Here is an 18,718-nt window from a genome sequence, read left to right as displayed (position 1 = left end):
GACGCGTCCGTGCTGTGGCTCCGGCGCGCGCCAAGTGGCGCGCCCCAGAAGGACGGGAGTTACTGCGCTCCCACCCAATTGCCGTGAAAGCCGTCGGGCACGCGGTGGCCGAGCTGCACCAGCGCGACGGGACCCGCTTCGACATCGGTGGCGTTGAACACGGCGAGGTCGCTGCGGTTTTCCCGCGCCCGCCAGACCACCGCCAGCAGCCAGCCATCGCCCTCAGCCGCATCCTTCGATCGCTCGACGAACACAGGTTCGGAGATGGTGTCGCCGGCGGGCAGCAGATAATGGCCGAGACGCCTTCCGTTGCCGTCGACATGGACGACGCCGGAGAGCGCGCCGAACATCGGCTGGCGCGGATTGGCGCAGGCGTACCAGCCGTGGCGATTTTTCAACCCGGCGTGGCAGTCGTCGATGCGCGGGAATTCGCCGGTGAGATCGTCCAGGTATGTCTGCTGGAAGCGATCGGTATTCCCCGAGAGATCGAAGGTCCAGCGGCAGTGCCGGGCGCGCGATTTCTCCGGATCGGTCGGCCGGCCGTCGGGATGCGGAAACAGCGGGGCTTCCTCGAACTGCATGACGTCGGCGATGATGCGGTTATCATCCTCCCACGCGTTCATGATGTGGAAGACATAGCAGGCTTCACCGCGAAACCAGACGATGTCCTTTGCCGTGCCGCTCCGCTTCATCACGCCGACATAGGCGCCCTTGTCCGGCTCCCAGGCATAGGGCGGCTGCCCGCGCATCGCGCGCTCCATGCTGCCGGTGATCGGCAGGATCGGAAACAGCACATGGTTCGCGGTGACGATGAAGTCGTGGACCATGCTGGCATAGGGCGCCTCGAACCGCTCGAAGCGCGTCGCCTTGCCGGCGGCATCGATCGAGCCGTAGGAGAGGGCAGGCGTCAGCGGCCCCGCCGCGTTGTAGCCGAAGAACACGAGCTCGCCGGTCACAGGATCGATCTTCGGGTGCGCCGTGAAGCTGCCGGCGACGCGGCCCTGGTAGTTGTGATAGCCGCGCGTCGCCAGCGTGCCCGGCTCGATCTCGGTCGGCAGATGCGCTTCTTCCAGCGCCAGCAGCTTGCCGGCATGGAAGATGATGTTGGTGTTGGCGACGCCGCCATCGGTGAGATCAGCCGGCGCGTCCGGCAGCTTGCGGCCGAAGCCGCCGAACAAAGCGCGGCCGGCATCGTGCTCGGCGAGCCATTTCGGCGTGCGGACCCAGCGGTTGCGATAGCTGGCGCGGCCGTTCTCGAGATGGAAGGCGTGCAGCATGCCGTCGCCGACGAACCAATGCGCGCCGGGGGAATCGAACTGCGGATTGGGGCCGTTGCGATAGAGTACGCCGTTCAGCTCGCGCGGCAATTCGCCAATGATCTTCAGGAATGGCGCGTTTGCTTCGAACGGGATCGGCGCGATATTGTTGCGGCGCTCGGCGACGGCGTCGTGCTGCACGGCGTATCCCTTCCTATCTTTACATCGTAAAGATGAAATAACGCCGATCCTCGCATCGGTCAAGCAAAATCTTTACACTGTCAATATTGCGTCATATAGCTTGCAAATGGCCAAGACCGATACCAAGAGCGAAACGGCGCGAAGCGCGCGTGCCCCCAGCAAGACAACGTCGACTGCGGCATCGCGCCCAAGGCGCGGCGCGGCGAGCGCGAAGACCGAGTCGCCGTACCATCACGGCGCCCTGCGCGAGGCGCTGCTCAAGGCCGCCGAACGGGTGCTGGAACGCGACGGGCTCGCCGGTCTCACATTGCGCGCGGTGGCGCGCGAGGCGGGCGTCTCGCATGCCGCGCCGACCCATCATTTCGGCGATCTCACCGGCCTGCTCAGCGAACTCGCGGCCGTGGGCTTCCGCCAGTTCAACGCCGCGATGGCCTCGTCGTCCGACGCCGCCACCACGCCGCTCGCGCGCGCGCTGGCGCGGCCGAAGGCCTATGTCGCCTATGCGCAGGCCCATCCCGGCATGTACGGCATCATGTTCCGCACCGAGCGGCTGGATTATTCGAGACCCTCGCTGCACGAGGCCGCCGAAGCCTCCTTCGCGGGCCTTGCCAACGCCATCGGCATGATGCGGCAGGAGCAGATCAGCGAAGACGCGCTGACGCTGAACCAGGGCGCCGCGATCGCGCGCGCCTGGTCGATGGTGCACGGTTTCACCATGCTGCTGCTCGATGGACGGCTCGAGGACATCCTCGGGCGGCTGCCCGAGGGGACGACGGCCGAACGCCTGCTGGAGGCGATGCTGACGGCGCCCATCGCGGCGAAGCCGCCCGGCACCTGATCGCCACCGCGAAACGCAACCCTTGCCGTGGTCAGGCGTTGACGCCGCATGGCAAGAACACCGCGCGCGCCCTGGAAACGCTCGAATCCCCGCAAGCGGGCAGGCAAGGCCTCCAAGCATCTCAGTCCCGCGCAGAAATCGGCGGCGAAGGCGCGCGCCCGCCGCGCCGGCCGCCGCTATCCAAACCTCGTGGACAACATGCGCATGGCAGCGAAGAAGACTTCAAAGAAGAAGACCGCGAAGAAGAGCTCAAAGTCCAAAGCGTCAAAAGCAAAGTCGAAGGCTTCGGCGAAGAAGACGCGCAAGCGCACAGCGAAGAAGGCCAAGTCCCGGAAGCGCAGCGTATCCAGCCGCGAAAAAGATCCGCGTGGCGGCCTGACCGCGACGGGCCGCAAGGCGTTTGCGCGCAAGCAGGGCGCCCATTTGCGGCCCGGCGTCACGAAGAGAGAGTCGGAGATGACGCCACAGGAGATGCGGCGGAAAGGGAGCTGGGCCGTGCGCTTCTATGGTCGCACGAAACTGCCGCCGCTGGTCGATGCCAAGGGGCAGCCGACCAGGCACGCGCTGTCAGCGCATGCCTGGGGCGAGCCGGTTCCGAAGACGGTGGCGGCGGCACGGCGCATCGCGGCGAAGGGAGAGCGGCTGCTGGCGCGCTATCGGCATGCCAAGGCGAGAGGCTAGCGCATCGTCGCCAGCTCGACGGCGCGGCCGCGCGTGCCGATGATCTTCACCTCGTCCTTGCCGCAGGCAAAGCCGCGGGCGAAATCGTCCGCAGCCTTGCGCGCAAGCTCGTTGGCGGTGGGATTGGCGATCGCATCGACATAGGCGACGTGACAGACCGGGCCCGGCGGCAGCCGGGTCACGACCAGCATGGCCTTGGTGTTGGGCCGGCCCTGCTTGTCGGGATCGGCGTTATCGGCGATGTGCCAGCGCTGGATGATCGCGAACGGCTTTGCGCCCACGGTACGCCATTCGATCGTGGTCTCCGACGAATTGAACGGGGCGAACCAGACCTTGGCTGCCGGTTCCTCAGCCGCAGCCCTGCGATTGCGGCCGACCGAGACGATTTCGCGAAGATCGTCCTCGGCAATCAGCACCAGGAGGCCGTCCTTGCCCGGACAGATGCGCGTCGTGCTGCCGTCGAGCTCGCTGGGCTTGCCGATCTTGCGGCAATCCTTGGGCGCGGTCGAGGTGTATGTGCTGCCCACGGATTGGGCGGCGGCGCTGTTCAGGCCGATGCAGATCATCACGACGGCCAGGCCGATGCAGGTGATGCGGTTCATCATGAGGGCTTCGAGCGCAGGGAACTCCGTAGCATCAGACGTCTTCATTGTGGGCAAGGTTCAAACAGGTGTGCGATAGACCTGACAGCGGCGCGGAATCGTTCTAGAAGAGCGGCTTCGCTTGGGCTCTTCCAGCCTCGTTCGCGTCCTCCTTTACTTGATCATGCCAGCCATCTCCTCGCAAAAACCCTATCGCGTCGGCCGCTCCAAGACCGGGCTCGGCCTCTTCGCCACCAAGCCGATCAAGAAGGGCACCCGGATCATCCGCTATTTCGGACCGATCCTGGATTCGCGGATCCCCGAGCAGGACGACATCGAGAACAAGTACCTGTTCGAGCTCAATGGCCGCTGGACCATCGACGGTTCGGTGCGCAAGAACCTCGCCCGCTACATCAACCACTCCTGCCGGCCCAATGCCGAGTCCGACGTCCGGCCGCGCGAGCGCAAGGTCTTCATCCGCGCCATCAAGAACATCGAGCCGGGCGACGAGATCAACTACGATTACGGCACCGACTATTTCAAAGCCTATCTGAAGCCGATCGGTTGCAAGTGCGAGTCTTGCGAGAAGAAACGCAAGAAGCTGCGCGCCGAGGCGCGGGCTGAGCGCGCCAAGGTGAAGGCGCGCACGGAGCGCAAGGCGCAGAAGGCGGGCGCGAAAACCGCGTCCGTGAAAAAGAAGAAGCTGAACGGCAAGCACTTTGCCGGCAAGGTCGGCCGCGCCAAGGCGTAAGCGTGGCGGGATGGCCGCGACTGATGCGCGGCCAAGCCCGGGCCTCAAGCCGCCACCACGCTCGCACTTTTCCGCAATCCCACATATTGCAGCTCGGCGAACACGCCGGTGGCGATCGCCTGCGCGACGACCATGAGTGCGCCGGCAAGATTCGGCGACACCGCGCCGGAGAGCAGCAGCGCAATGCTGCCGACGGTCCAGGCCGCATTGCCGATCACGACCAGCAGCACGAGCGCCTTCGCCACCGAGGCCCGTGATGCCAGCCAGCCGACCAGCGCGGCGTAGGCGATCAGGAACAGGCCGGTCTCGCGCAGCAGCACTTCGGGCAGGTTGAACAGAGCAGCGAACGCGCTCGCGCCGAAAGTGAAGCCGAGGGCGGCAACGCCGCTGAAGACGGCGTCGGCCAACAGGGCGCGGCGCAGGAAGGTGGAAGCGTCGATCATCAGAGGTCTCCATGGTTGGGGTGGGCTCGGGGTGAAACTCAGTGCCATGCGCGCCACCAGGCGCGGAGCAGGCGGGCGAGGCGGAACGGACAAAGGCTCCTGCCGACGCCGTGCTCGAAGGCGGTAACCTGCGCGAGCACGTAGTCGCCGGTCGAATGCACCAGCGGCTCCGGCATGTTGAGGCTGCGCGCCAGCATCCGCGTTGCGAAGGCCGTGGCCCAGGGAACAAGGTGGTCTGCGACGGTCCGGTAGAGCAGCAGCGCGATCATGGTCATCTCCTGTCGCCACTGAAGATGCGCCGGCCCGAGGGCCAATTCGATTACCTCGTGGGTAATGGAAGGGCCGAAATCCGCATGATAGGTTTCTGGTCATGAACGCACATGCATCCACGGCACAGGCCGACCGCAGCCAGCCGGTTCACATCGGCGACCATTTGCGCGAATGGCGGCAGCGTCGCCGCATGAGCCAGCTCGATCTCGCGGGCGAGGCCGAAATTTCGGCGCGTCACCTAAGCTTCGTCGAGACCGGCCGCGCCGCGCCCTCGCGCGACATGGTGCTGCGGCTTGCCGAGCGTCTCGACGTGCCCTTGCGCGAACGCAACGTGCTGCTGGTCGCCGCCGGCTATGCGCCGGCATTCCAGCAGCGCCCGCTGGAGGACCCGGCCTTGAAATCAGCCCGCCAGGCGATCGACCTCGTGCTCAGGGCGCATGAGCCCAATCCCGCGCTCGCGGTGGACCGGCACTGGAACCTGGTGTCGGCCAACCGCATGGTGGCGCCGCTGCTCGACGGTATTCCGCAGCGGCTGCTCGGCCAGCCCTTCAACGTGCTGCGGCTCGCCTTTCATCCCGAGGCGCTGGCGCCGCGCACGGTCAATCTCGCGGAGTGGTGCGGCCATCTTTTGGAGCGTCTGCACCGCCAATGCGAGGTGACGGCCGATCCTGAGCTGATCAAGCTCTACAACGACCTCAAGAGCTATCCGATCCCGGCGCGGACGGGGCCGCTGTCGAGCGACAACGTCGCGATCCCGTTCAAGCTGCGTCACGGCGGTGAAATCCTGAGCTTCTTCTCCACCACCATGGTGTTCGGCACGCCCGTCGACATCACCCTGTCGGAGCTGGCGCTGGAGACCTTCTTCCCGGCGGACGAGCGCACCGCCGAACGGCTGAAGCAGATGGCGGCCGGGCTGCCATAGCGCCGTTTACAGGCAGCAGCGGTCCCCGCATAATCCGTCGATGGACACACGCTCGTTTCGGCGATTGCGCCCGGCCAATCCCGTCGGCGATCTCTTGCGCGCCTGGCGCATGCGCCGGGCGTTGAGTCAGGCGGAGCTGGCGTTCGAGGCCGGCATTTCGATCAAGCATCTGAGCTATGTCGAGACCGGCAAGGCGGCCGCGAGCCGGGACATTCTGCTGCAACTCGCATCCGCTCTCGATTTGTCGCTGCGCGACCGCAACGCGCTGCTCGAGGCCGGCGGCTTCGCCCGGCAATATGGCGAGCGCGACCTCGCCGCGCCCGAGCTTGCCGATGCGCGCCGGGCCATCGATCTTCTGCTGCGGCGGCACGAGCCGTTTCCCGCGATCGTCACCGACCGGCGTTGGAACGTGATGCAGACCAACCGTGCCGCATCGCGCCTGATGACGATGCTGCTCGGACCTGAGCGCATGCAGCGGCCGCTCAATCACATGCGCATGTTCCTGGCGCCGAACGAGCTCAAGCCGTTCGTCGAGAACTGGACCACCGTGGCCGCGGCTCTGCTGTCGCGCGCGCGCCATGAGGCAATGGCCGCGCCGCTCGACGAAGCCTTGCAATCGACCTGGCGCGAATTGATGCGGCTGCCGGAGCTGCCCGCGCTTGGGATCGAGGACAACGCCGTGCCGGGGCCGCTCTGCGAGGTGCGCCTGCGCAAGGGCGATGCCGGCGTCTCACTGATCGGCGCGGTTCTGACTTTAGGCACGCCGCAGGATGTGACGCTGCAGGAGCTCCGCGTCGAGATGTTCATGCCTGTTGATGCCGCCTCCGAGGCGACCCTGGTCGCGTTTGCGGCTCAAGACGCCTGAGCTTGCGCGGCCTCACGCCGCTCGAAGCTCATGGCCTGCATCACCTCGGCAAACGGACCCTTGAGATCGCTCAAGGTCGCCGTGGTGAGGCCGGCGCCGTTGGCGCCGACGCGCGTGGCGGCGCGGATCAGGATCCATTCGCTCTCGGGCGGACGGAAGAAGTAAAGGCTGATCTCGGGATTGATGAAGGTCCAGTCGCGCATGTCGACGATCTGCGCGACCCCGCTGGCGAAATCCGCGGCCTGCACCGCCTGGAGCAGCGGTGTGTTCGGCTCGCCCTCGACCAGCGCCGCGTCAAGCCGCATCCAGGCCGCCGCCGGGCCCGGCTTCTCCAGCGCGCCCTCGATCAGCCGCACCGACACGTTCTGGAAATAGCGGCTCCATTTCTGCGCGAAGGCCGGCGGCGGGCTGCCCGCCTCGGGCGCCTTGTCGAGCGCCATGGGGCTCGCAAAGGGATCGGTGGGGGATTCCCCGCTCGGCGCCGTCAGCAGCGCCGTGCAGCGGCCGATCTCGGTCTCGCCGTCCATCAGCCGCACCTGCAAGGTCTTGGCCTTGCGGCCGTCGCGCAGCAATTCGCTGACGGCCCTGAAGGCGCGCAGGCCCGCCGGTCGCCACAGATCGAAGGTCAGGCGTCGCACAACAAAGCCGGATTCGGTGGCGAGACGCTCGACCTCGCGGGTCATCAGGGCAGTGGTGGCGCTTCCCTGCAGCATGTCCGGAGACCACGGACCGCCGGCATGCTCCGTAGCCCGGAACTGTTGGCCTTCCGGCCTGAAAATGGCGCTCATCGCGGTCTCCTCTCGGACTTGATTGTGGTCGCGAGTATCGGGGCGGGGTGCAGCGGTCACAATAACCGCAGAGGTGAAGTCGTGAGCCATGCAGGACCGGCGGCTTGCGCTGCCCCCGGTTCGGCTTATCTTCCGGCGAACCCGTGACCCGCCCGAAGGAGACGCCTGACATGAGCACGCTGAAACCGCTCCAGATCGATGTCGTCTCCGACGTGGTGTGCCCCTGGTGCTATATCGGCAAGCACCGGATCGAGAGTGCGCTGGCGCTGGTGCCGGACGTTCCGGTCAAGCTCAATTTCCGCCCGTTCTTCCTCAATCCCTGGGTGCCGCGCGAGGGCATCAGCCGCGAGGCCTATCTCACCCAGAAGTTCGGCTCGGTCGAGGCCTATAAGGGCATTGCCGGACGTGTCGTTGCGGCCGCCAGCGAGGAGGGCCTCCTCTACAAGCCCGAGCTGGTGGCGCGGCAGCCCAACACCACCGACTGCCATCGCCTCATCCTGTGGGCGGAAGCGATCGGCAAGGCGCCCGAGATGAAGCAGCGCCTGATGGAGCTGTATTTCCGCGACGGCGGCGATCTCACCGATGTGAACGTGCTGGTGCAGGCGGCCGCCGATGTCGGCCTCGATGCCGAGGACGTGCGTCGGCGCCTTGCCACCGACGAGGACGTCGCGCGCGTCTCGGCCGATGCGCAGGAGGCGGCGGAGAAGGGAATCTCCGGCGTGCCGACCTACGTGTTCGCGCAGAAATACGCCGTCTCCGGCGCGCAGGACCCGAACCTGCTCGCGCGCGCCATCCGCCAGGTCTCGGAGGAGATCAACGCCCAGGCAGCGGAATAGCCTTCGCTTATTTGCGGAGCCGGCGAACCACGCCTCGCGCAGCTTCATGCGCGGCGTTGAGGCCAACCAGCGCTGCGTGAATGAGCGCCACGACCGGATCGTGCCGCCGCAGCGGAATCAGCACGTCGCCGACCGCAAAACGCCCGCGCCAGATCGGGTTGATCATGGGGTGATCGGCGCTCGCGGTGGAATCCGCGCTGGCGATGGCGGGATCGGCGCAGAGATGGCGGGTGAGCTCGATTGTGAGCTGCACGCCCGGCGAATATCTTGCAAAGCGCTCGTCGATGCCGAGCTTGAAGAAGAAGGCGCGGTCCTGGTGGCGCAGCACGATGCCCGCGGCGACCGGTGTCGTCCCGGCGCGAAGCGTGATGATTTCGCACTGCGCGGTCTCCGCCAGCGCCGGCACCGCGCGGCGAATGAAGGTCGCATCGCCTGCGTGCTGAACCAGCGCGGTGCCGCGCTTGCCTTTCCAGCCGCTGGCTTCGAGCTGCAGGAATGTTTCGAGCGCGGGGCCGATCTCGTCAGGCCGGCGTGCGACGTCGAACGCAACAGGGCCATGCTCTTCGAGGCGATGGCGTTGTCGGCGCAGCTCCTTGAGCTTCTTGGTGCCCAGTGCGTCGCGCAGCAGCGTCTCGGCATCCTGCGTCGCATCGAGGCTGGCGCGGATGTACGAGGAAAGGACGCGCGGCCTCAGGCCGTCGCGGGTCAGGACCTGCTCGAGCGCAGTCATCGCAGCGCCCTCGAGCGCAACGTCGTTGAGCACGAGCGCATGCGCGCCGCACTCGCGTGCCCGCTGCAACAGCTGCGTGGCCGCCTCGATCGGGGCGCCTCGGTCGATCAGCGGGCTGCACAGCGTGCCGTAGGGATGCGCGCTCACCAGCGCGGGCAGGGGAATCTTCAGGGCGTGCCACAGCGGGATCACCGGCATCAGCCCGATCAGCCGCGTCGACGTGCCGTCGAATGCGGGCAGGGCCGAGGCGTTCGTGCGGCCGCGCGCGGTGGCGCTGACGGCGAGCTCCCAGGCGGGCAGGTAATATCCGTTCGGCTCGATCGCCCGCTGCGCGAGCGCGCGCCATTGGCCAGGATCGATCGCCGCGAGCGGGACGCGCGCCGCCATGGCATCCCCGGATGCCGGATGGATCGCTGCCTGCTGCGCGATATCGACCACGTCCCCTCGTCCCGTTCACGCGGGCAAATGCCGCGTCACGTGGCCATGCTTAGCGCAAAGATTGGAAAATACCGTTGGGACGCGGCTCCAATTCGAACGGTAATGTTAACGTCTCGTTGAGCATCCGTGGCCGGATGCTCAACGCAGGCCTTACTTGTCGCCGGGCAGGAAGTGATCACGGGCGCTTGCCCGTCCACCGCCGGCGGTATCGGTGATCGTGACCTCGACATCGCGCGAGGTCTTCGGCAGATCGGCAGGCCCGACCTGCACCGACAGTCTGACCTCGCGGGTCTGGTCCTGTCCGACCTCGACGACGGGCTTGCCACCGGGAGCGACTTCGATGCCCGCAATCCGAATGTTCGCGCCGGGCAGCCCGGAGACCTCGATCGCAAACGATCGCTGTGCGCCCTTGTTGAGGATGCGCACGGTGTAATCGTTGCGGACTCCGCCGTCCGAGAGCTGAACGAACAGAGGATTGCGCTCGTGCAGCACGTTGACGTCCATGGTCGCGCGCGTGGCGAGGGTGTAGACCATGATGGTGCCGACGATGGCAATGGCTGCGGTATAGATCAGCGTGCGCGCGCGAACGATGCGATAGATCGGCGGCTTGCCTTCGCGCCGGCGCTGCATGTTGATGTCGGTGTCGTAGCCGATCAGCCCTTTGGGCCGGCCGATCTCGCGCATGACGTTGTCGCAGGCATCGATGCAGAGGCCGCACTGGATGCAGCCGAGCTGGATGCCGTGGCGGATGTCGACGCCGGTCGGGCAGACGTTGATGCATTGGTGGCAGTCGACGCAATCGCCGGCGAAATCACCGTGGGCGCGGGCGGCTTCCGCCTTCTTCACCGACATGCGCGGCTCGCCGCGGTCGCGGCGATAGGTGACGTTGAGGGCCCATTCGTCGGTCAGGGCCGCCTGGATGCGCGGCCACGGGCACATGTAGATGCACATCTGCTCGCGGGCGTGGCCGGCAAAGACATAGGTCGTTGCGGTCAGGATACCGATCCAGAGATAGGCGATGAACGGTGCCTGGAAGGTGGCGAGCTCCTTCACCAGCGTCGGCGCGTCGTCGAAATACAGCACCCAGGCGCCGCCGGTCCACCAGGCGATCATGATCCAGAGGAAATGCTTCAGCGCGACCTTTCGGATGTGGTCGAAGGTCCAGTATCGCTTGTCGCCCTGCATGCGCTCGCGGCGGTCGCCTTCGACCCAGCGCTCCACGGCGTAGAACAAATCGGTCCACACCGTCTGCGGACACAAATAGCCGCACCACAGCCGTCCCGCGACTGCGTTCATCAGGAACAGGGCCATCGCTGCGATGATGAGCAGACCGGTGAAGTAGTAGACCTCCTGCGGCCATAGCTCGATGAAGAAGAAATAGAAGCGACGATGCGGCAGGTCGATCAGCACGGCCTGGTCGGGCAGGCCCGGGCCGCGATTCCAGCGCACGAACGGCAGGAGGTAATAGATCCCGAGCGTGACGCACAGGATCGCCCATTTGATGCGGCGGAACGGCCCGTGGACCGACTGTGGATAGACCTTCCTGCGCTTCTCGTAGAGAGGTCCCTCGATGAAGGTGTCGTCGGTCATGCCGCGCTCCCGCGTTTGCGCCGGCGAAGTCCTAGGGTGCGCAGAAGAGGCGGTACAGCGTCTCCAGCACCACGCGGACTTCCCGGCTCGCGATGCTGTAGTATATCGTCTGGCCGTCCCGTCTGGGTTTGACCAGGCTCAATGCGCGCATCTTGCCGAGATGCTGCGATAGCGCCGCCGAGGACAGGCCCGCGATCTCAGCGAGTTCGCCGACGGACTTTTCGCCCTCCAGCATGTTGCAGAGAACCAGCAGGCGCTTGGGATTGCCCATGGCGGTGAGGAGGCGGGAGGCCTCTTCGGCCTTCTCCTCCAGAGCGATCAATTCCTGATTGCGGGGCTTGCGATTCATGGTCGGCCGATATATTAGTATATTCGAAAATAAGAAACAACTGAAATAAAGGTATTCGCCGCCCGTGAAGGGCGCTCTCGGTCCGGAGGGTCGAATGGTTGCAACGTCTTTCACGCCAATGGCTTCGCTTGTAGGCGGCGTGCTGATCGGCCTGTCCGCCGTTCTGCTGATGTGGGCGAAGGGACGGGTCGCCGGCGTCAGCGGCATCGCGGCACGGTTGTTTCCGCCCTATGAGGATGGCGAGTTCGCCGGTCGCCTCGCCTTCGTCGCCGGCCTTGTCGCCGCGCCCGTGCTGGTACGGCTCGCCACGGGGAGCCTGCCGTCGCAGACGATCGAGGCGGGAACGGCAATCCTGATTGTCGGGGGCCTGCTCACCGGCTTTGGCTCGGTGTGGGGCAGCGGCTGCACCTCCGGCCACGGCGTCTGCGGCCTGTCGCGGCTCTCCACGCGTTCGCTGGTCGCGACCGTGACCTTCATGGCAGCCGGCATGGCGACCGTCTTCCTGACGCGGCATTGGAGCTGACGCCGATGGCCATTCTCGTTCAATTCGTGATCGGCCTGATCTTCGGTCTCGGCCTCATCGTCTCCGGCATGTCCGACCCGGCGAAGGTTCTGAACTTCCTCGACGTCGGCGGCATTCCGGCGGGGACATGGGATGCGAGCCTTGCCTTCGTGATGGCCGGTGCGGTGGCGGTGACCTTCATCGGCTTCAATCGCGTCCTGCGGCGCGCCCGTCCGTTCTTTGCCGAACGATTTTTCCTCCCGACGCGAAACGATATCGATCCCAGAATCGTCGCAGGTCCGGCGATCTTCGGTATCGGCTGGGGATTGGCCGGCTTCTGTCCGGGGCCGGCGCTGACCGCGCTCGGGTTCGGGTCTTCTTCGGCCTTCATCTTCGTTGCGGCGATGTGTGCCGGCATGGTGCTCGCACGCTTTGCCGCCCACCTGCCGTCGCTGACGCGCTTGGTCGCGCCGGCCGATCCGCTCGAAACCTGAAGTCACTGCAGAGAGTAAAGATCATGGACAAGAACTACCCCGACATCGTCAGGCAAATCTCCGCCAACATGCGCAAGCTGCGGAGCGACATTCCCGAGACCATGAAGGGATTTTCCGCACTCGCCCAGGCTGCCACGCACGAGGGTGCACTGGACAAGAAGACGAAGGAGCTGATCGCGCTGGCGCTCGGTGTCGCCGCGCGTTGCGACGGCTGCATCGGCTTTCACACCGAAGCCCTCGTCAAGCTCGGCGCGACGCGTCAGGAGGTCGAGGAGACGCTCGGCATGGCCGTCTACATGGGCGGCGGACCGTCGCTGATGTACGCCGCCGATGCGATCGCGGCCTTTGAGCAGTTTCAGCAGCAATCGGTCGCCGCCTGACGTCGCGATCTGAGTCAAGCACGCGACGGGACCGGGCGAGTTGTCTCGTCCGGTCCCGTCCGTGCTCGATCTATCAACTACCAGCGGTCGCCGACACCGACGCCCACGCTGACGCCGGGTGTCCGGATGCCGACGCCGGCACGCGGACCATCGTCCCAGTCGCGATAGGTGCGTCGCTCATAATAGCGATCGCGCGGCATGGTCGCGTAGGAGTCGCGCACGATCACGCGCGAGCCGCCGCGGGTGCGGTAGCAATTGCCGGCGTCGTCGCAGACAAGCCGGACTTCCTGAATGAGATCGGGGTTCGTGTATTCGCTGGTCGAATAGATGTCCGCCGCCTTGGCACCGGTTGCCGCGGCCAGCGCGCCGACACCCGCCAACAGCGCAATCGTAAATGTCTTCATCGTGTCCTCCACCGAAACTGCCCTCGGCGGTAACAAGAAGGGGAGGCGGCGATCGTTCCCGGTTGCGGTGCTGGTTTTTCCCGGAACCGGAGCTTTGTTACGCAGATTCGCTGCTAGATCGGCTCGTAGGTTTCCGTTCCGCAGATGTCCTCGGCTTCTGCCCGGCGGCGGTCGACCACTTTTCCGCCTGATATCGTCACGATGTAGGTCTGGGCGCCGAGCGAGGTGCCGGTGGCGGAGGTGAGCTGGGCCCGGACGCAGGCGGTCCAGCCCGGCCCGCGCACCTCGCGATGGGGCGCAGCGACGTGCACCTCGCGCGGATAGGAGGTGGCGAGGAAGACGACGTCGATCTGCTCGCGCACCACGCGCTTGACGTCGGGGGCGGGCTCAGGCGGCGGCTGCTCGGTTTCCTTCATGCGCATGAATTCCGGCACCGGCACGCGGCTGTCGGCAAAGCCGCAGGCGCCGAGCGCGAGCGCGCCGGCGAGCAGCGCCGCATGTGCAATGATCCGTAACATCCGTGAAGGTCCCCTGCGGGCCAACAGATAGGCAGGAATGCGATCCGGCGAAGTCCCCGGCGATCAAGATTTGCTGAAGTCTCCAGGAAGTCCTGGAACTCGCGGCATTTCATATTCCGGAATTGCAGGCTAAGTTTGTACCCCAGACGAGGGGGGTTGCATCAATGAGGATTTTGGTCATCGCGGCTGCGGTCATGGCGCTGACGGTTGCATCGGCGCAGGCGCAGGGCCGGCGGCCACCCAATGAGGCAGCTAAACCGGCGGACAACAAGCCCAAGGTCGACGAGAAAGCCTACAAGGCCGCGCTTGAGCGCATTCCCGAGCCCAAGGACAAGTACGACCCGTGGGGCGGGGCCCGCCCGAGTGAACCCGCCAAGAAGCCGAAATAGGGCGAGGCGAGCGTTGCGGACCGGCCTGCGATTTCCGATCGGGCTCGTTGCGCTGCTGCTGATTGTCGTGCGGCCAAGCGCGGCCTGGGAGAGTTGGGGCGGCGATGCCGGCGGCTCGCGCTTCTCGCCACTGCAACAGATCACGCCCGACAATGTCGGCAATCTGGTTCGGGCCTTCGAATTCCGCACCGGCGATCTCGCGGTGCGCCCGCCGCAGGTGATGCGGCGAACAAAATTCCAGGCAACGCCGCTGTTCGTCGAGGACAGCCTGATCTTCTGCTCGCCCTTCAACGAGGTGATTGCGCTCGATCCCGGCTCGGGCGCGCAGAAATGGCGTTACGATCCGAAGATCGCGACCAATCAGCGTCCCGCCAATCGTTACGTCTGCCGCGGCGTCACCCACTGGACCGACGATGAGGCGCCCGCGAATGCCGCCTGTCGATCGCGCATCTTCATGGGCACGAACGACGTCCGCCTGATCGCGCTCGATGCGAAGACGGGAATTCCCTGTGCCGGTTTCGGCAATGGTGGCGAGGTGAAGCTTGATATCGGTATTGCCTTGGAATGGCCCGGCGAGTTCCAGATCACCTCGCCGCCCGCCGTTGGCCGGGGTGTCGTCGTGGTCGGCTCCTCGATCTCCGACAACCGACGCGTCGATGCGCCGAGCGGCGTCATACGCGCGTTCGATGCGCGCACCGGCCGGGCGCGCTGGAGCTTCGAGCCGCTCAAGCGTGACGGCATCGAAGCCGGGCACGCCAATGTCTGGGCGCCGATGTCGGTCGACACGGCGCGCGGCCTGGTGTTCCTGCCGACGTCCTCGCCGTCGCCCGATTTCTGGGGCGGCAAGCGGCCGGGCAACAACGAGCATGCCAATTCGGTGGTCGCATTGCGCATCGAGACCGGTGAACTCGCATGGGCATTCCAGACCGTGCATCACGACGTCTGGGATTACGATCTGGCGGCGCAGCCGACGCTCGCGCGCCTCGATGCCGGTGATGGCCAGCGCGACGTCGTGATCCAGCCGACCAAGCAAGGTTTTGTCTTCGTGCTCGACCGCGACAGCGGCAAGCCGGTCTGGCCGGTGGAAGAACGCGCGGTGCCGCAGGGCGGCGCGGAAGGGGAAACGTTGTCGCCGACGCAGCCATTTCCGACGCATGTGCCGGCGCTGACATCACAGGCGATCTCGACCGACGACGCGCTCTCGCCGTTGCCGGAACTGCGCCCCTCGTCCTGCGAGCGCCTGTTCACGGAGGCGCGCAACGAGGGTCTGTTCACGCCGCCTTCCGTGCGGGGCACGCTGGAGTTTCCCTTCACCGGCGGCGGCGTGAACTGGGGCAGCGCGGCCTTCGATCCGGTCCGGCAGATTCTCTACGCCAACACCGGGCGCGCCGTTCATCTCATCAGGCTGATCCCGCGCACGGAGGCTGCCGGATTCAATCCGCCGCCGGGGCATGATTTCGGCCAGCAGCGCGGCGCGCCGTTTGCGATGTCGCGCGCGGTGGCGATGTCGCCGCTCGGTCTGCTCTGCAACAAGCCGCCCTGGGGCGAGATGGTTGCGGTCGATCTGAAGGCCGGCAAGATCCTCTGGCGTTCGACCGTCGGGACCACCGAAGACCTGGCACCACTTGGCGCGCCGCTGCCCTGGGGTGCGCCTCTCGTCAACGGAGTGGCGGTCACGGCAGGCGGCCTCGTCTTCACCGGCGCGATGGATGCTTATCTGCGCGCCTTCGATGCGCGAAGCGGCAAGGAGCTGTGGCAGGGACGGCTGCCGGTGCCCGGCGTCGCCAATCCCATGACCTATCTGTGGAAGGGCGAGCAATATGTCGCGATCGGCGCCGGCGGTCACTCCGAAGTCGGCACCTCGATCGGCGACAGCGTGGTCGCGTTCCGCCTGGCGCGGCCGGGCGAGGCGCCGACATTGTGGTCGCGCACCATCGATCGTCCCGGTGGACGATTTTTCGGAGCATCCGCGGCGATCGGAATCGCAATCGCCGCGCTCGTGATCGCAAGCCTGCGCTGGCGTCGCCGTCGTCGTATCACGCAATCATAATCGTGTTGTGGATGCGATGCGAACGTTCGTTCACATCGCGCGCGCTATTGCACGAAGGCGAGGCCGACGCGCTTGTCACTGCGCCAAACTGTGCGACAATTCCGCACGAAATCGTCGCGCGCGATCGATAGCGTGAACGATTGCGGCAATGTGACGGGGGTGTCGAGGTCGATCGCCGCGCCGCCCGCCGACATGTTTCGCACGGTGCAGGGGATGCCGCTGCTTTCGAAGGTGATCGTTCCACCCTTGAAAACACGGTGCCGCTGCGCTGCACGCTTCTCGATCATCCGCGTTGGTCCATCATGATGATTGTGAAGTAATGCATAGAAATTACGTTGAACTAAACTCAATACTGGCGCTACTTGCACAGCGCTTCAGACTTCGTTTACGACGTTGACGCGGAGAATCTCTCCGCCGACTTTCCCCACACGCTCTTCTTTTATGGCGCTACGCGCCGATGGAGATACTGATGAAGACCACGCTTTCGATTTTGCTCGCCGCCGCGTTCTCGCTGTCGTCGATGCCTGCCCACGCCGTCAAGTGGGACCTTTCGACCATGAGCTGCAAGCAGTTCCTCGAGAGCGGCGAAGACAACATCCAGGTCGTGCTGACCTGGATGGACGGCTGGTACAAGGGCGACGAGGACAACGCGATCATCGACACTGACGTGTTCATCGAGAACGCCAAGAAGTTCGGTGCCTATTGCGGAAAGAATCCGACCGCCAGCATCGTCACCGCAGCCGACGAAGTGCTCGGAAAATAATCTCGGCAAGTCATGAAGCGTGCGGACCGAAGCGAGGATGCAATCGCGCTTCGGTCTTTTGCTTCGACACGATCGTGATGGAGAGCCGCGGTGCGCTTTGCGCCCACGCGGCTCTCTTCTTTTGAGATGCCGCTCAGCCCGGCAGCATCGCGAACGCGCTCGATACCATCGCGATCGGTTTGTTGTCGGTCGCCGAGAGCAGCGTGACGCGGCCAAAGCTCATGGTGCGCCCGAGCCGCACCACGCGCGCGTCCGCCAGCACGTCCGACGAGGAGGCCGCGCGCATGAAATGCGTGGTCTGGTCGACCGTGGTCATGGGGCGGTAGCCGCGATTGGCCGCGAGGTTCGCGATCACCATCGCGGTGTCGGCGAGCGCCATCAGGGCCTGGCCGCAGACCATGCCGCCGTTCCGGCACAGCCGCTCCGAGAACGGCATGCGCAGGAGTGCGCCCGGCTGCCAGTCAGGCGCATCCGCCGGCTGCACGTGCTCGAGGCGCTCGACCGCGAGATTGAGATCCTGGACCCAGGGCGCGATAATCTCGCCGAGGATGCGTCTGGCGTCGGAGAGGCCGAATTCGGTGTCTGGCTGCATTTGCATTGCTGGCGCGCTCTCCTGTATTGCCGGATGTTTCGGCCCATTGTGCGCGCATCGGCGCGGCAAAGTCACCCGGTCTGGGGCCGGTCCCGTCGGCTTGAAAATGCCTGACTTGGCCCGATATGATGGCTTGCTCGGGGTATGGGTGGATGATGTTGCGTCGGTGTGTCCTCGTCTTTTGTATGGCCGCGCTCGGCCTCGCGCTGAGCGGGTGCACCAAATGCGGTCCGATCTGGGACGACTGGCTGCATGCGCCGAAATCGTGCAGATCGGATCGGCTCTAGGGGGCCCGGACGGCCTCGGCGGTCGCGACCGGCCGCGACAAGGATGACCAGGCGCGGGCGAACCGTGCCTCCATGGATGATCAAGGAGTAGACGATGAAGCTTTTCCGTTTGGCCGCGGTGCTGGCCGTGCTAGCGGGACCTGCCTATGCGCAAATGCCCAATCTGAATTTGCTGCAGGACGCCCCGAGCAAGACCCCCGAGGAAAAGGCCGCGGAAGCCGAGCGTGACAAGGCCTATAAGGAAACGCTGAAGAAGATCCCGGATTCCAAGACGTCCAACGATCCCTGGGGCGGCATGCGCGCCGATCCGCCGAAGCAGCCGGTGGCGCCGAAGGCCTCGGCCGCAACCAGCGCGCCGAAGAAGTCCAAGAGCGGCACCGCCGCCAATTGACGAGCGGCACCGCCGCCAACTGACGAGCGGCGCCAGCTGACCGCAGCTCCATCCGGGGGCGGCACAACGCCTTCGGGAGGGGACTCCTCTTCGTCCGGCTCACGCCCTACATTTGGCTGGAGGGTAGCGCGCAGAGGAGGAGGACATGGCCGATCGTCCGCGGGATCTCGCCGAGCGGATGGCGGGCCGGCGCAAGATCGCCGGCAAGCCGGGCCAAACGGTCGGCGACGGCTATCTGCGCGAGACCTTCACGCTGCCGCGCGCGGCGGCACGGGAAAGGGCGCAGGCCTTCTTCGCCCGCTACCCCAAGGCCGGCTATATGAGCGCGGTCGAGACCTGGCGCGAGCTGCCCGGCGGCGACATCGAATTCACCATGCGGCGGCTGCCCAGCGCGGATTGAAGCTGCTTG

26 protein-coding genes are annotated in these 18,718 nt (G+C 65.8%); 14 read left to right on the top strand and 12 right to left on the bottom strand.

Going from position 1 to position 18,718, the window contains the following annotated elements; all coding sequences use genetic code 11:
* Positions 1-59 precede the first annotated feature (59 nt).
* Complete coding sequence (locus tag GGD61_RS02935; RefSeq protein ID WP_183230103.1) at positions 60-1,457, bottom strand: carotenoid oxygenase family protein; 1,398 nt, start codon at positions 1,455-1,457, stop codon at positions 60-62.
* A 106-nt stretch (positions 1,458-1,563) separates the two neighbouring features.
* Between GGD61_RS02935 and GGD61_RS02930 the strand changes: the two genes are divergently transcribed.
* Together GGD61_RS02930 and GGD61_RS02925 are read left to right on the top strand one after the other, a co-directional pair.
* Entirely contained in the window at positions 1,564-2,295 is a 732-nt protein-coding gene (locus GGD61_RS02930; protein WP_183230101.1) for a TetR/AcrR family transcriptional regulator, read from the top strand.
* Positions 2,296-2,343: 48 nt separating this feature from the next.
* Positions 2,344-2,976 (top strand): DUF6321 domain-containing protein, encoded by a 633-nt coding sequence (locus tag GGD61_RS02925; protein WP_183230099.1) that lies wholly within the window; start codon positions 2,344-2,346, stop codon positions 2,974-2,976.
* On the opposite strand, the gene GGD61_RS02920 is transcribed toward GGD61_RS02925, so the two are convergent.
* On the bottom strand, positions 2,973-3,578 hold the full coding sequence (locus GGD61_RS02920) for a hypothetical protein (protein ID WP_183230335.1): 606 nt from the start codon (positions 3,576-3,578) through the stop codon (positions 2,973-2,975). The two genes, GGD61_RS02925 and GGD61_RS02920, sit on opposite strands and share 4 nt — an antisense overlap.
* A 163-nt stretch (positions 3,579-3,741) precedes the next feature.
* Here GGD61_RS02920 and GGD61_RS02915 point away from each other — a divergent pair, with 163 nt between their 5' ends.
* Positions 3,742-4,308 carry an SET domain-containing protein gene (locus GGD61_RS02915; RefSeq protein ID WP_183230097.1) on the top strand — a complete coding sequence of 189 codons (567 nt, stop codon included), beginning with the start codon at positions 3,742-3,744 and terminating at the stop codon, positions 4,306-4,308.
* Between the two features lie 44 nt (positions 4,309-4,352).
* On the opposite strand, the gene GGD61_RS02910 is transcribed toward GGD61_RS02915, so the two are convergent.
* Together GGD61_RS02910 and GGD61_RS02905 are read right to left on the bottom strand one after the other, a co-directional pair.
* Complete coding sequence (locus GGD61_RS02910) at positions 4,353-4,751, bottom strand: hypothetical protein (protein ID WP_183230095.1); 399 nt, start codon at positions 4,749-4,751, stop codon at positions 4,353-4,355.
* A gap of 38 nt (positions 4,752-4,789) precedes the next feature.
* A complete protein-coding gene (locus GGD61_RS02905) occupies positions 4,790-5,020 on the bottom strand; it encodes a hypothetical protein (protein ID WP_183230334.1) in 231 nt (76 codons plus the stop codon).
* A gap of 101 nt (positions 5,021-5,121) precedes the next feature.
* On the opposite strand from GGD61_RS02905, the gene GGD61_RS02900 reads away from it, so the two are divergent.
* Positions 5,122-5,943: a helix-turn-helix domain-containing protein gene (locus tag GGD61_RS02900; protein ID WP_018316648.1), complete on the top strand. Its 822-nt coding sequence runs from the start codon at positions 5,122-5,124 to the stop codon at positions 5,941-5,943.
* 40 nt (positions 5,944-5,983) lie between these two features.
* Positions 5,984-6,808, top strand: a complete 825-nt coding sequence (locus tag GGD61_RS02895) for a helix-turn-helix domain-containing protein (RefSeq protein WP_092258952.1) — start codon at positions 5,984-5,986, stop codon at positions 6,806-6,808.
* Here the strand turns inward: GGD61_RS02895 and GGD61_RS02890 are convergent.
* Complete coding sequence (locus GGD61_RS02890) at positions 6,796-7,596, bottom strand: thioesterase family protein (protein WP_092258955.1); 801 nt, start codon at positions 7,594-7,596, stop codon at positions 6,796-6,798. The genes GGD61_RS02895 and GGD61_RS02890 overlap by 13 nt on opposite strands.
* Positions 7,597-7,766: 170 nt before the next feature.
* Here GGD61_RS02890 and GGD61_RS02885 point away from each other — a divergent pair, with 170 nt between their 5' ends.
* Positions 7,767-8,432: a DsbA family oxidoreductase gene (locus GGD61_RS02885; RefSeq protein ID WP_020508626.1), complete on the top strand. Its 666-nt coding sequence runs from the start codon at positions 7,767-7,769 to the stop codon at positions 8,430-8,432.
* Positions 8,433-8,439: 7 nt separating this feature from the next.
* Here the strand turns inward: GGD61_RS02885 and GGD61_RS02880 are convergent, their stop codons facing one another.
* The 3 genes from GGD61_RS02880 to GGD61_RS02870 all read right to left on the bottom strand — a co-directional run bounded on the left by GGD61_RS02880 (position 8,440) and on the right by GGD61_RS02870 (position 11,539).
* Complete coding sequence (locus tag GGD61_RS02880) at positions 8,440-9,600, bottom strand: GNAT family N-acetyltransferase (RefSeq protein ID WP_092258961.1); 1,161 nt, start codon at positions 9,598-9,600, stop codon at positions 8,440-8,442.
* 150 nt (positions 9,601-9,750) lie between these two features.
* Positions 9,751-11,190, bottom strand: a complete 1,440-nt coding sequence (ccoG, locus tag GGD61_RS02875) for a cytochrome c oxidase accessory protein CcoG (protein WP_092258964.1) — start codon at positions 11,188-11,190, stop codon at positions 9,751-9,753.
* A gap of 31 nt (positions 11,191-11,221) precedes the next feature.
* Positions 11,222-11,539, bottom strand: coding sequence for a helix-turn-helix transcriptional regulator (locus GGD61_RS02870; protein WP_018316642.1), 318 nt, complete (start codon positions 11,537-11,539; stop codon positions 11,222-11,224).
* Positions 11,540-11,633: 94 nt separating this feature from the next.
* On the opposite strand from GGD61_RS02870, the gene GGD61_RS02865 reads away from it, so the two are divergent.
* Genes GGD61_RS02865 through GGD61_RS02855 form a run of 3 tightly spaced genes read left to right on the top strand, consistent with a single transcriptional unit; the run spans position 11,634 to position 12,915 of the window.
* Positions 11,634-12,062: a YeeE/YedE family protein gene (locus GGD61_RS02865; RefSeq protein WP_092258967.1), complete on the top strand. Its 429-nt coding sequence runs from the start codon at positions 11,634-11,636 to the stop codon at positions 12,060-12,062.
* A gap of 5 nt (positions 12,063-12,067) precedes the next feature.
* Positions 12,068-12,535, top strand: coding sequence for a DUF6691 family protein (locus GGD61_RS02860; RefSeq protein ID WP_183230093.1), 468 nt, complete (start codon positions 12,068-12,070; stop codon positions 12,533-12,535).
* A 23-nt stretch (positions 12,536-12,558) separates the two neighbouring features.
* The gene (locus GGD61_RS02855) at positions 12,559-12,915 is read left to right on the top strand and encodes a carboxymuconolactone decarboxylase family protein (RefSeq protein WP_092258973.1); all 357 of its coding nucleotides are present in this window, start codon (positions 12,559-12,561) and stop codon (positions 12,913-12,915) included.
* Positions 12,916-12,992: 77 nt separating this feature from the next.
* Here GGD61_RS02855 and GGD61_RS02850 read toward each other — a convergent pair whose 3' ends face one another.
* A complete protein-coding gene (locus GGD61_RS02850; RefSeq protein ID WP_018316638.1) occupies positions 12,993-13,319 on the bottom strand; it encodes a hypothetical protein in 327 nt (108 codons plus the stop codon).
* A 113-nt stretch (positions 13,320-13,432) separates the two neighbouring features.
* Positions 13,433-13,837, bottom strand: coding sequence for a hypothetical protein (locus tag GGD61_RS02845; protein ID WP_183230091.1), 405 nt, complete (start codon positions 13,835-13,837; stop codon positions 13,433-13,435).
* Between the two features lie 164 nt (positions 13,838-14,001).
* Here GGD61_RS02845 and GGD61_RS02840 point away from each other — a divergent pair, with 164 nt between their 5' ends.
* Complete coding sequence (locus GGD61_RS02840; protein ID WP_018316637.1) at positions 14,002-14,226, top strand: hypothetical protein; 225 nt, start codon at positions 14,002-14,004, stop codon at positions 14,224-14,226.
* Positions 14,227-14,239: 13 nt separating this feature from the next.
* Positions 14,240-16,276, top strand: a complete 2,037-nt coding sequence (locus GGD61_RS02835) for a pyrroloquinoline quinone-dependent dehydrogenase (protein ID WP_244550703.1) — start codon at positions 14,240-14,242, stop codon at positions 16,274-16,276.
* Positions 16,277-16,320: 44 nt separating this feature from the next.
* Here GGD61_RS02835 and GGD61_RS02830 read toward each other — a convergent pair whose 3' ends face one another.
* A complete protein-coding gene (locus GGD61_RS02830) occupies positions 16,321-16,563 on the bottom strand; it encodes a PilZ domain-containing protein (RefSeq protein ID WP_177237215.1) in 243 nt (80 codons plus the stop codon).
* Positions 16,564-16,745: 182 nt separating this feature from the next.
* On the opposite strand from GGD61_RS02830, the gene GGD61_RS02825 reads away from it, so the two are divergent.
* Entirely contained in the window at positions 16,746-17,039 is a 294-nt protein-coding gene (locus GGD61_RS02825; protein WP_026201704.1) for an HdeA family protein, read from the top strand.
* A 133-nt stretch (positions 17,040-17,172) separates the two neighbouring features.
* On the opposite strand, the gene GGD61_RS02820 is transcribed toward GGD61_RS02825, so the two are convergent.
* The gene (locus GGD61_RS02820) at positions 17,173-17,637 is read right to left on the bottom strand and encodes a PaaI family thioesterase (RefSeq protein WP_018316633.1); all 465 of its coding nucleotides are present in this window, start codon (positions 17,635-17,637) and stop codon (positions 17,173-17,175) included.
* Between the two features lie 375 nt (positions 17,638-18,012).
* On the opposite strand from GGD61_RS02820, the gene GGD61_RS02815 reads away from it, so the two are divergent.
* On the top strand, positions 18,013-18,309 hold the full coding sequence (locus GGD61_RS02815; RefSeq protein ID WP_183230089.1) for a hypothetical protein: 297 nt from the start codon (positions 18,013-18,015) through the stop codon (positions 18,307-18,309).
* Positions 18,310-18,454: 145 nt separating this feature from the next.
* Positions 18,455-18,709 carry a hypothetical protein gene (locus GGD61_RS02810; protein ID WP_018316630.1) on the top strand — a complete coding sequence of 85 codons (255 nt, stop codon included), beginning with the start codon at positions 18,455-18,457 and terminating at the stop codon, positions 18,707-18,709.
* The last annotated feature ends 9 nt before the right edge of the window (positions 18,710-18,718 follow it).

The sequence above is a fragment of the Bradyrhizobium sp. SBR1B genome (assembly GCF_014198205.1).
Lineage (GTDB): Bacteria > Pseudomonadota > Alphaproteobacteria > Rhizobiales > Xanthobacteraceae > Bradyrhizobium.
This window is presented reverse-complemented; position numbering and strand designations above follow the sequence as displayed.

What these genes read in the sequence shown, in the direction of transcription:
- GGD61_RS02930 (WP_183230101.1), top strand. Translation starts at nt 1,564, where the DNA reads ATGGCCAAGACCGATACCAAGAGCGAAACGGCGCGAAGCGCGCGTGCC.
- GGD61_RS02925 (WP_183230099.1), top strand. Translation starts at nt 2,344, where the DNA reads ATGGCAAGAACACCGCGCGCGCCCTGGAAACGCTCGAATCCCCGCAAG.
- GGD61_RS02920 (WP_183230335.1), bottom strand. Translation starts at nt 3,578, where the DNA reads ATGAACCGCATCACCTGCATCGGCCTGGCCGTCGTGATGATCTGCATC.
- GGD61_RS02915 (WP_183230097.1), top strand. Translation starts at nt 3,742, where the DNA reads ATGCCAGCCATCTCCTCGCAAAAACCCTATCGCGTCGGCCGCTCCAAG.
- GGD61_RS02910 (WP_183230095.1), bottom strand. Translation starts at nt 4,751, where the DNA reads ATGATCGACGCTTCCACCTTCCTGCGCCGCGCCCTGTTGGCCGACGCC.
- GGD61_RS02905 (WP_183230334.1), bottom strand. Translation starts at nt 5,020, where the DNA reads ATGATCGCGCTGCTGCTCTACCGGACCGTCGCAGACCACCTTGTTCCC.
- GGD61_RS02900 (WP_018316648.1), top strand. Translation starts at nt 5,122, where the DNA reads ATGAACGCACATGCATCCACGGCACAGGCCGACCGCAGCCAGCCGGTT.
- GGD61_RS02895 (WP_092258952.1), top strand. Translation starts at nt 5,984, where the DNA reads ATGGACACACGCTCGTTTCGGCGATTGCGCCCGGCCAATCCCGTCGGC.
- GGD61_RS02890 (WP_092258955.1), bottom strand. Translation starts at nt 7,596, where the DNA reads ATGAGCGCCATTTTCAGGCCGGAAGGCCAACAGTTCCGGGCTACGGAG.
- GGD61_RS02885 (WP_020508626.1), top strand. Translation starts at nt 7,767, where the DNA reads ATGAGCACGCTGAAACCGCTCCAGATCGATGTCGTCTCCGACGTGGTG.
- ccoG (WP_092258964.1), bottom strand. Translation starts at nt 11,190, where the DNA reads ATGACCGACGACACCTTCATCGAGGGACCTCTCTACGAGAAGCGCAGG.
- GGD61_RS02870 (WP_018316642.1), bottom strand. Translation starts at nt 11,539, where the DNA reads ATGAATCGCAAGCCCCGCAATCAGGAATTGATCGCTCTGGAGGAGAAG.
- GGD61_RS02865 (WP_092258967.1), top strand. Translation starts at nt 11,634, where the DNA reads ATGGTTGCAACGTCTTTCACGCCAATGGCTTCGCTTGTAGGCGGCGTG.
- GGD61_RS02860 (WP_183230093.1), top strand. Translation starts at nt 12,068, where the DNA reads ATGGCCATTCTCGTTCAATTCGTGATCGGCCTGATCTTCGGTCTCGGC.
- GGD61_RS02855 (WP_092258973.1), top strand. Translation starts at nt 12,559, where the DNA reads ATGGACAAGAACTACCCCGACATCGTCAGGCAAATCTCCGCCAACATG.
- GGD61_RS02850 (WP_018316638.1), bottom strand. Translation starts at nt 13,319, where the DNA reads ATGAAGACATTTACGATTGCGCTGTTGGCGGGTGTCGGCGCGCTGGCC.
- GGD61_RS02845 (WP_183230091.1), bottom strand. Translation starts at nt 13,837, where the DNA reads ATGTTACGGATCATTGCACATGCGGCGCTGCTCGCCGGCGCGCTCGCG.
- GGD61_RS02840 (WP_018316637.1), top strand. Translation starts at nt 14,002, where the DNA reads ATGAGGATTTTGGTCATCGCGGCTGCGGTCATGGCGCTGACGGTTGCA.
- GGD61_RS02830 (WP_177237215.1), bottom strand. Translation starts at nt 16,563, where the DNA reads ATGATCGAGAAGCGTGCAGCGCAGCGGCACCGTGTTTTCAAGGGTGGA.
- GGD61_RS02825 (WP_026201704.1), top strand. Translation starts at nt 16,746, where the DNA reads ATGAAGACCACGCTTTCGATTTTGCTCGCCGCCGCGTTCTCGCTGTCG.
- GGD61_RS02820 (WP_018316633.1), bottom strand. Translation starts at nt 17,637, where the DNA reads ATGCAAATGCAGCCAGACACCGAATTCGGCCTCTCCGACGCCAGACGC.
- GGD61_RS02815 (WP_183230089.1), top strand. Translation starts at nt 18,013, where the DNA reads ATGAAGCTTTTCCGTTTGGCCGCGGTGCTGGCCGTGCTAGCGGGACCT.
- GGD61_RS02810 (WP_018316630.1), top strand. Translation starts at nt 18,455, where the DNA reads ATGGCCGATCGTCCGCGGGATCTCGCCGAGCGGATGGCGGGCCGGCGC.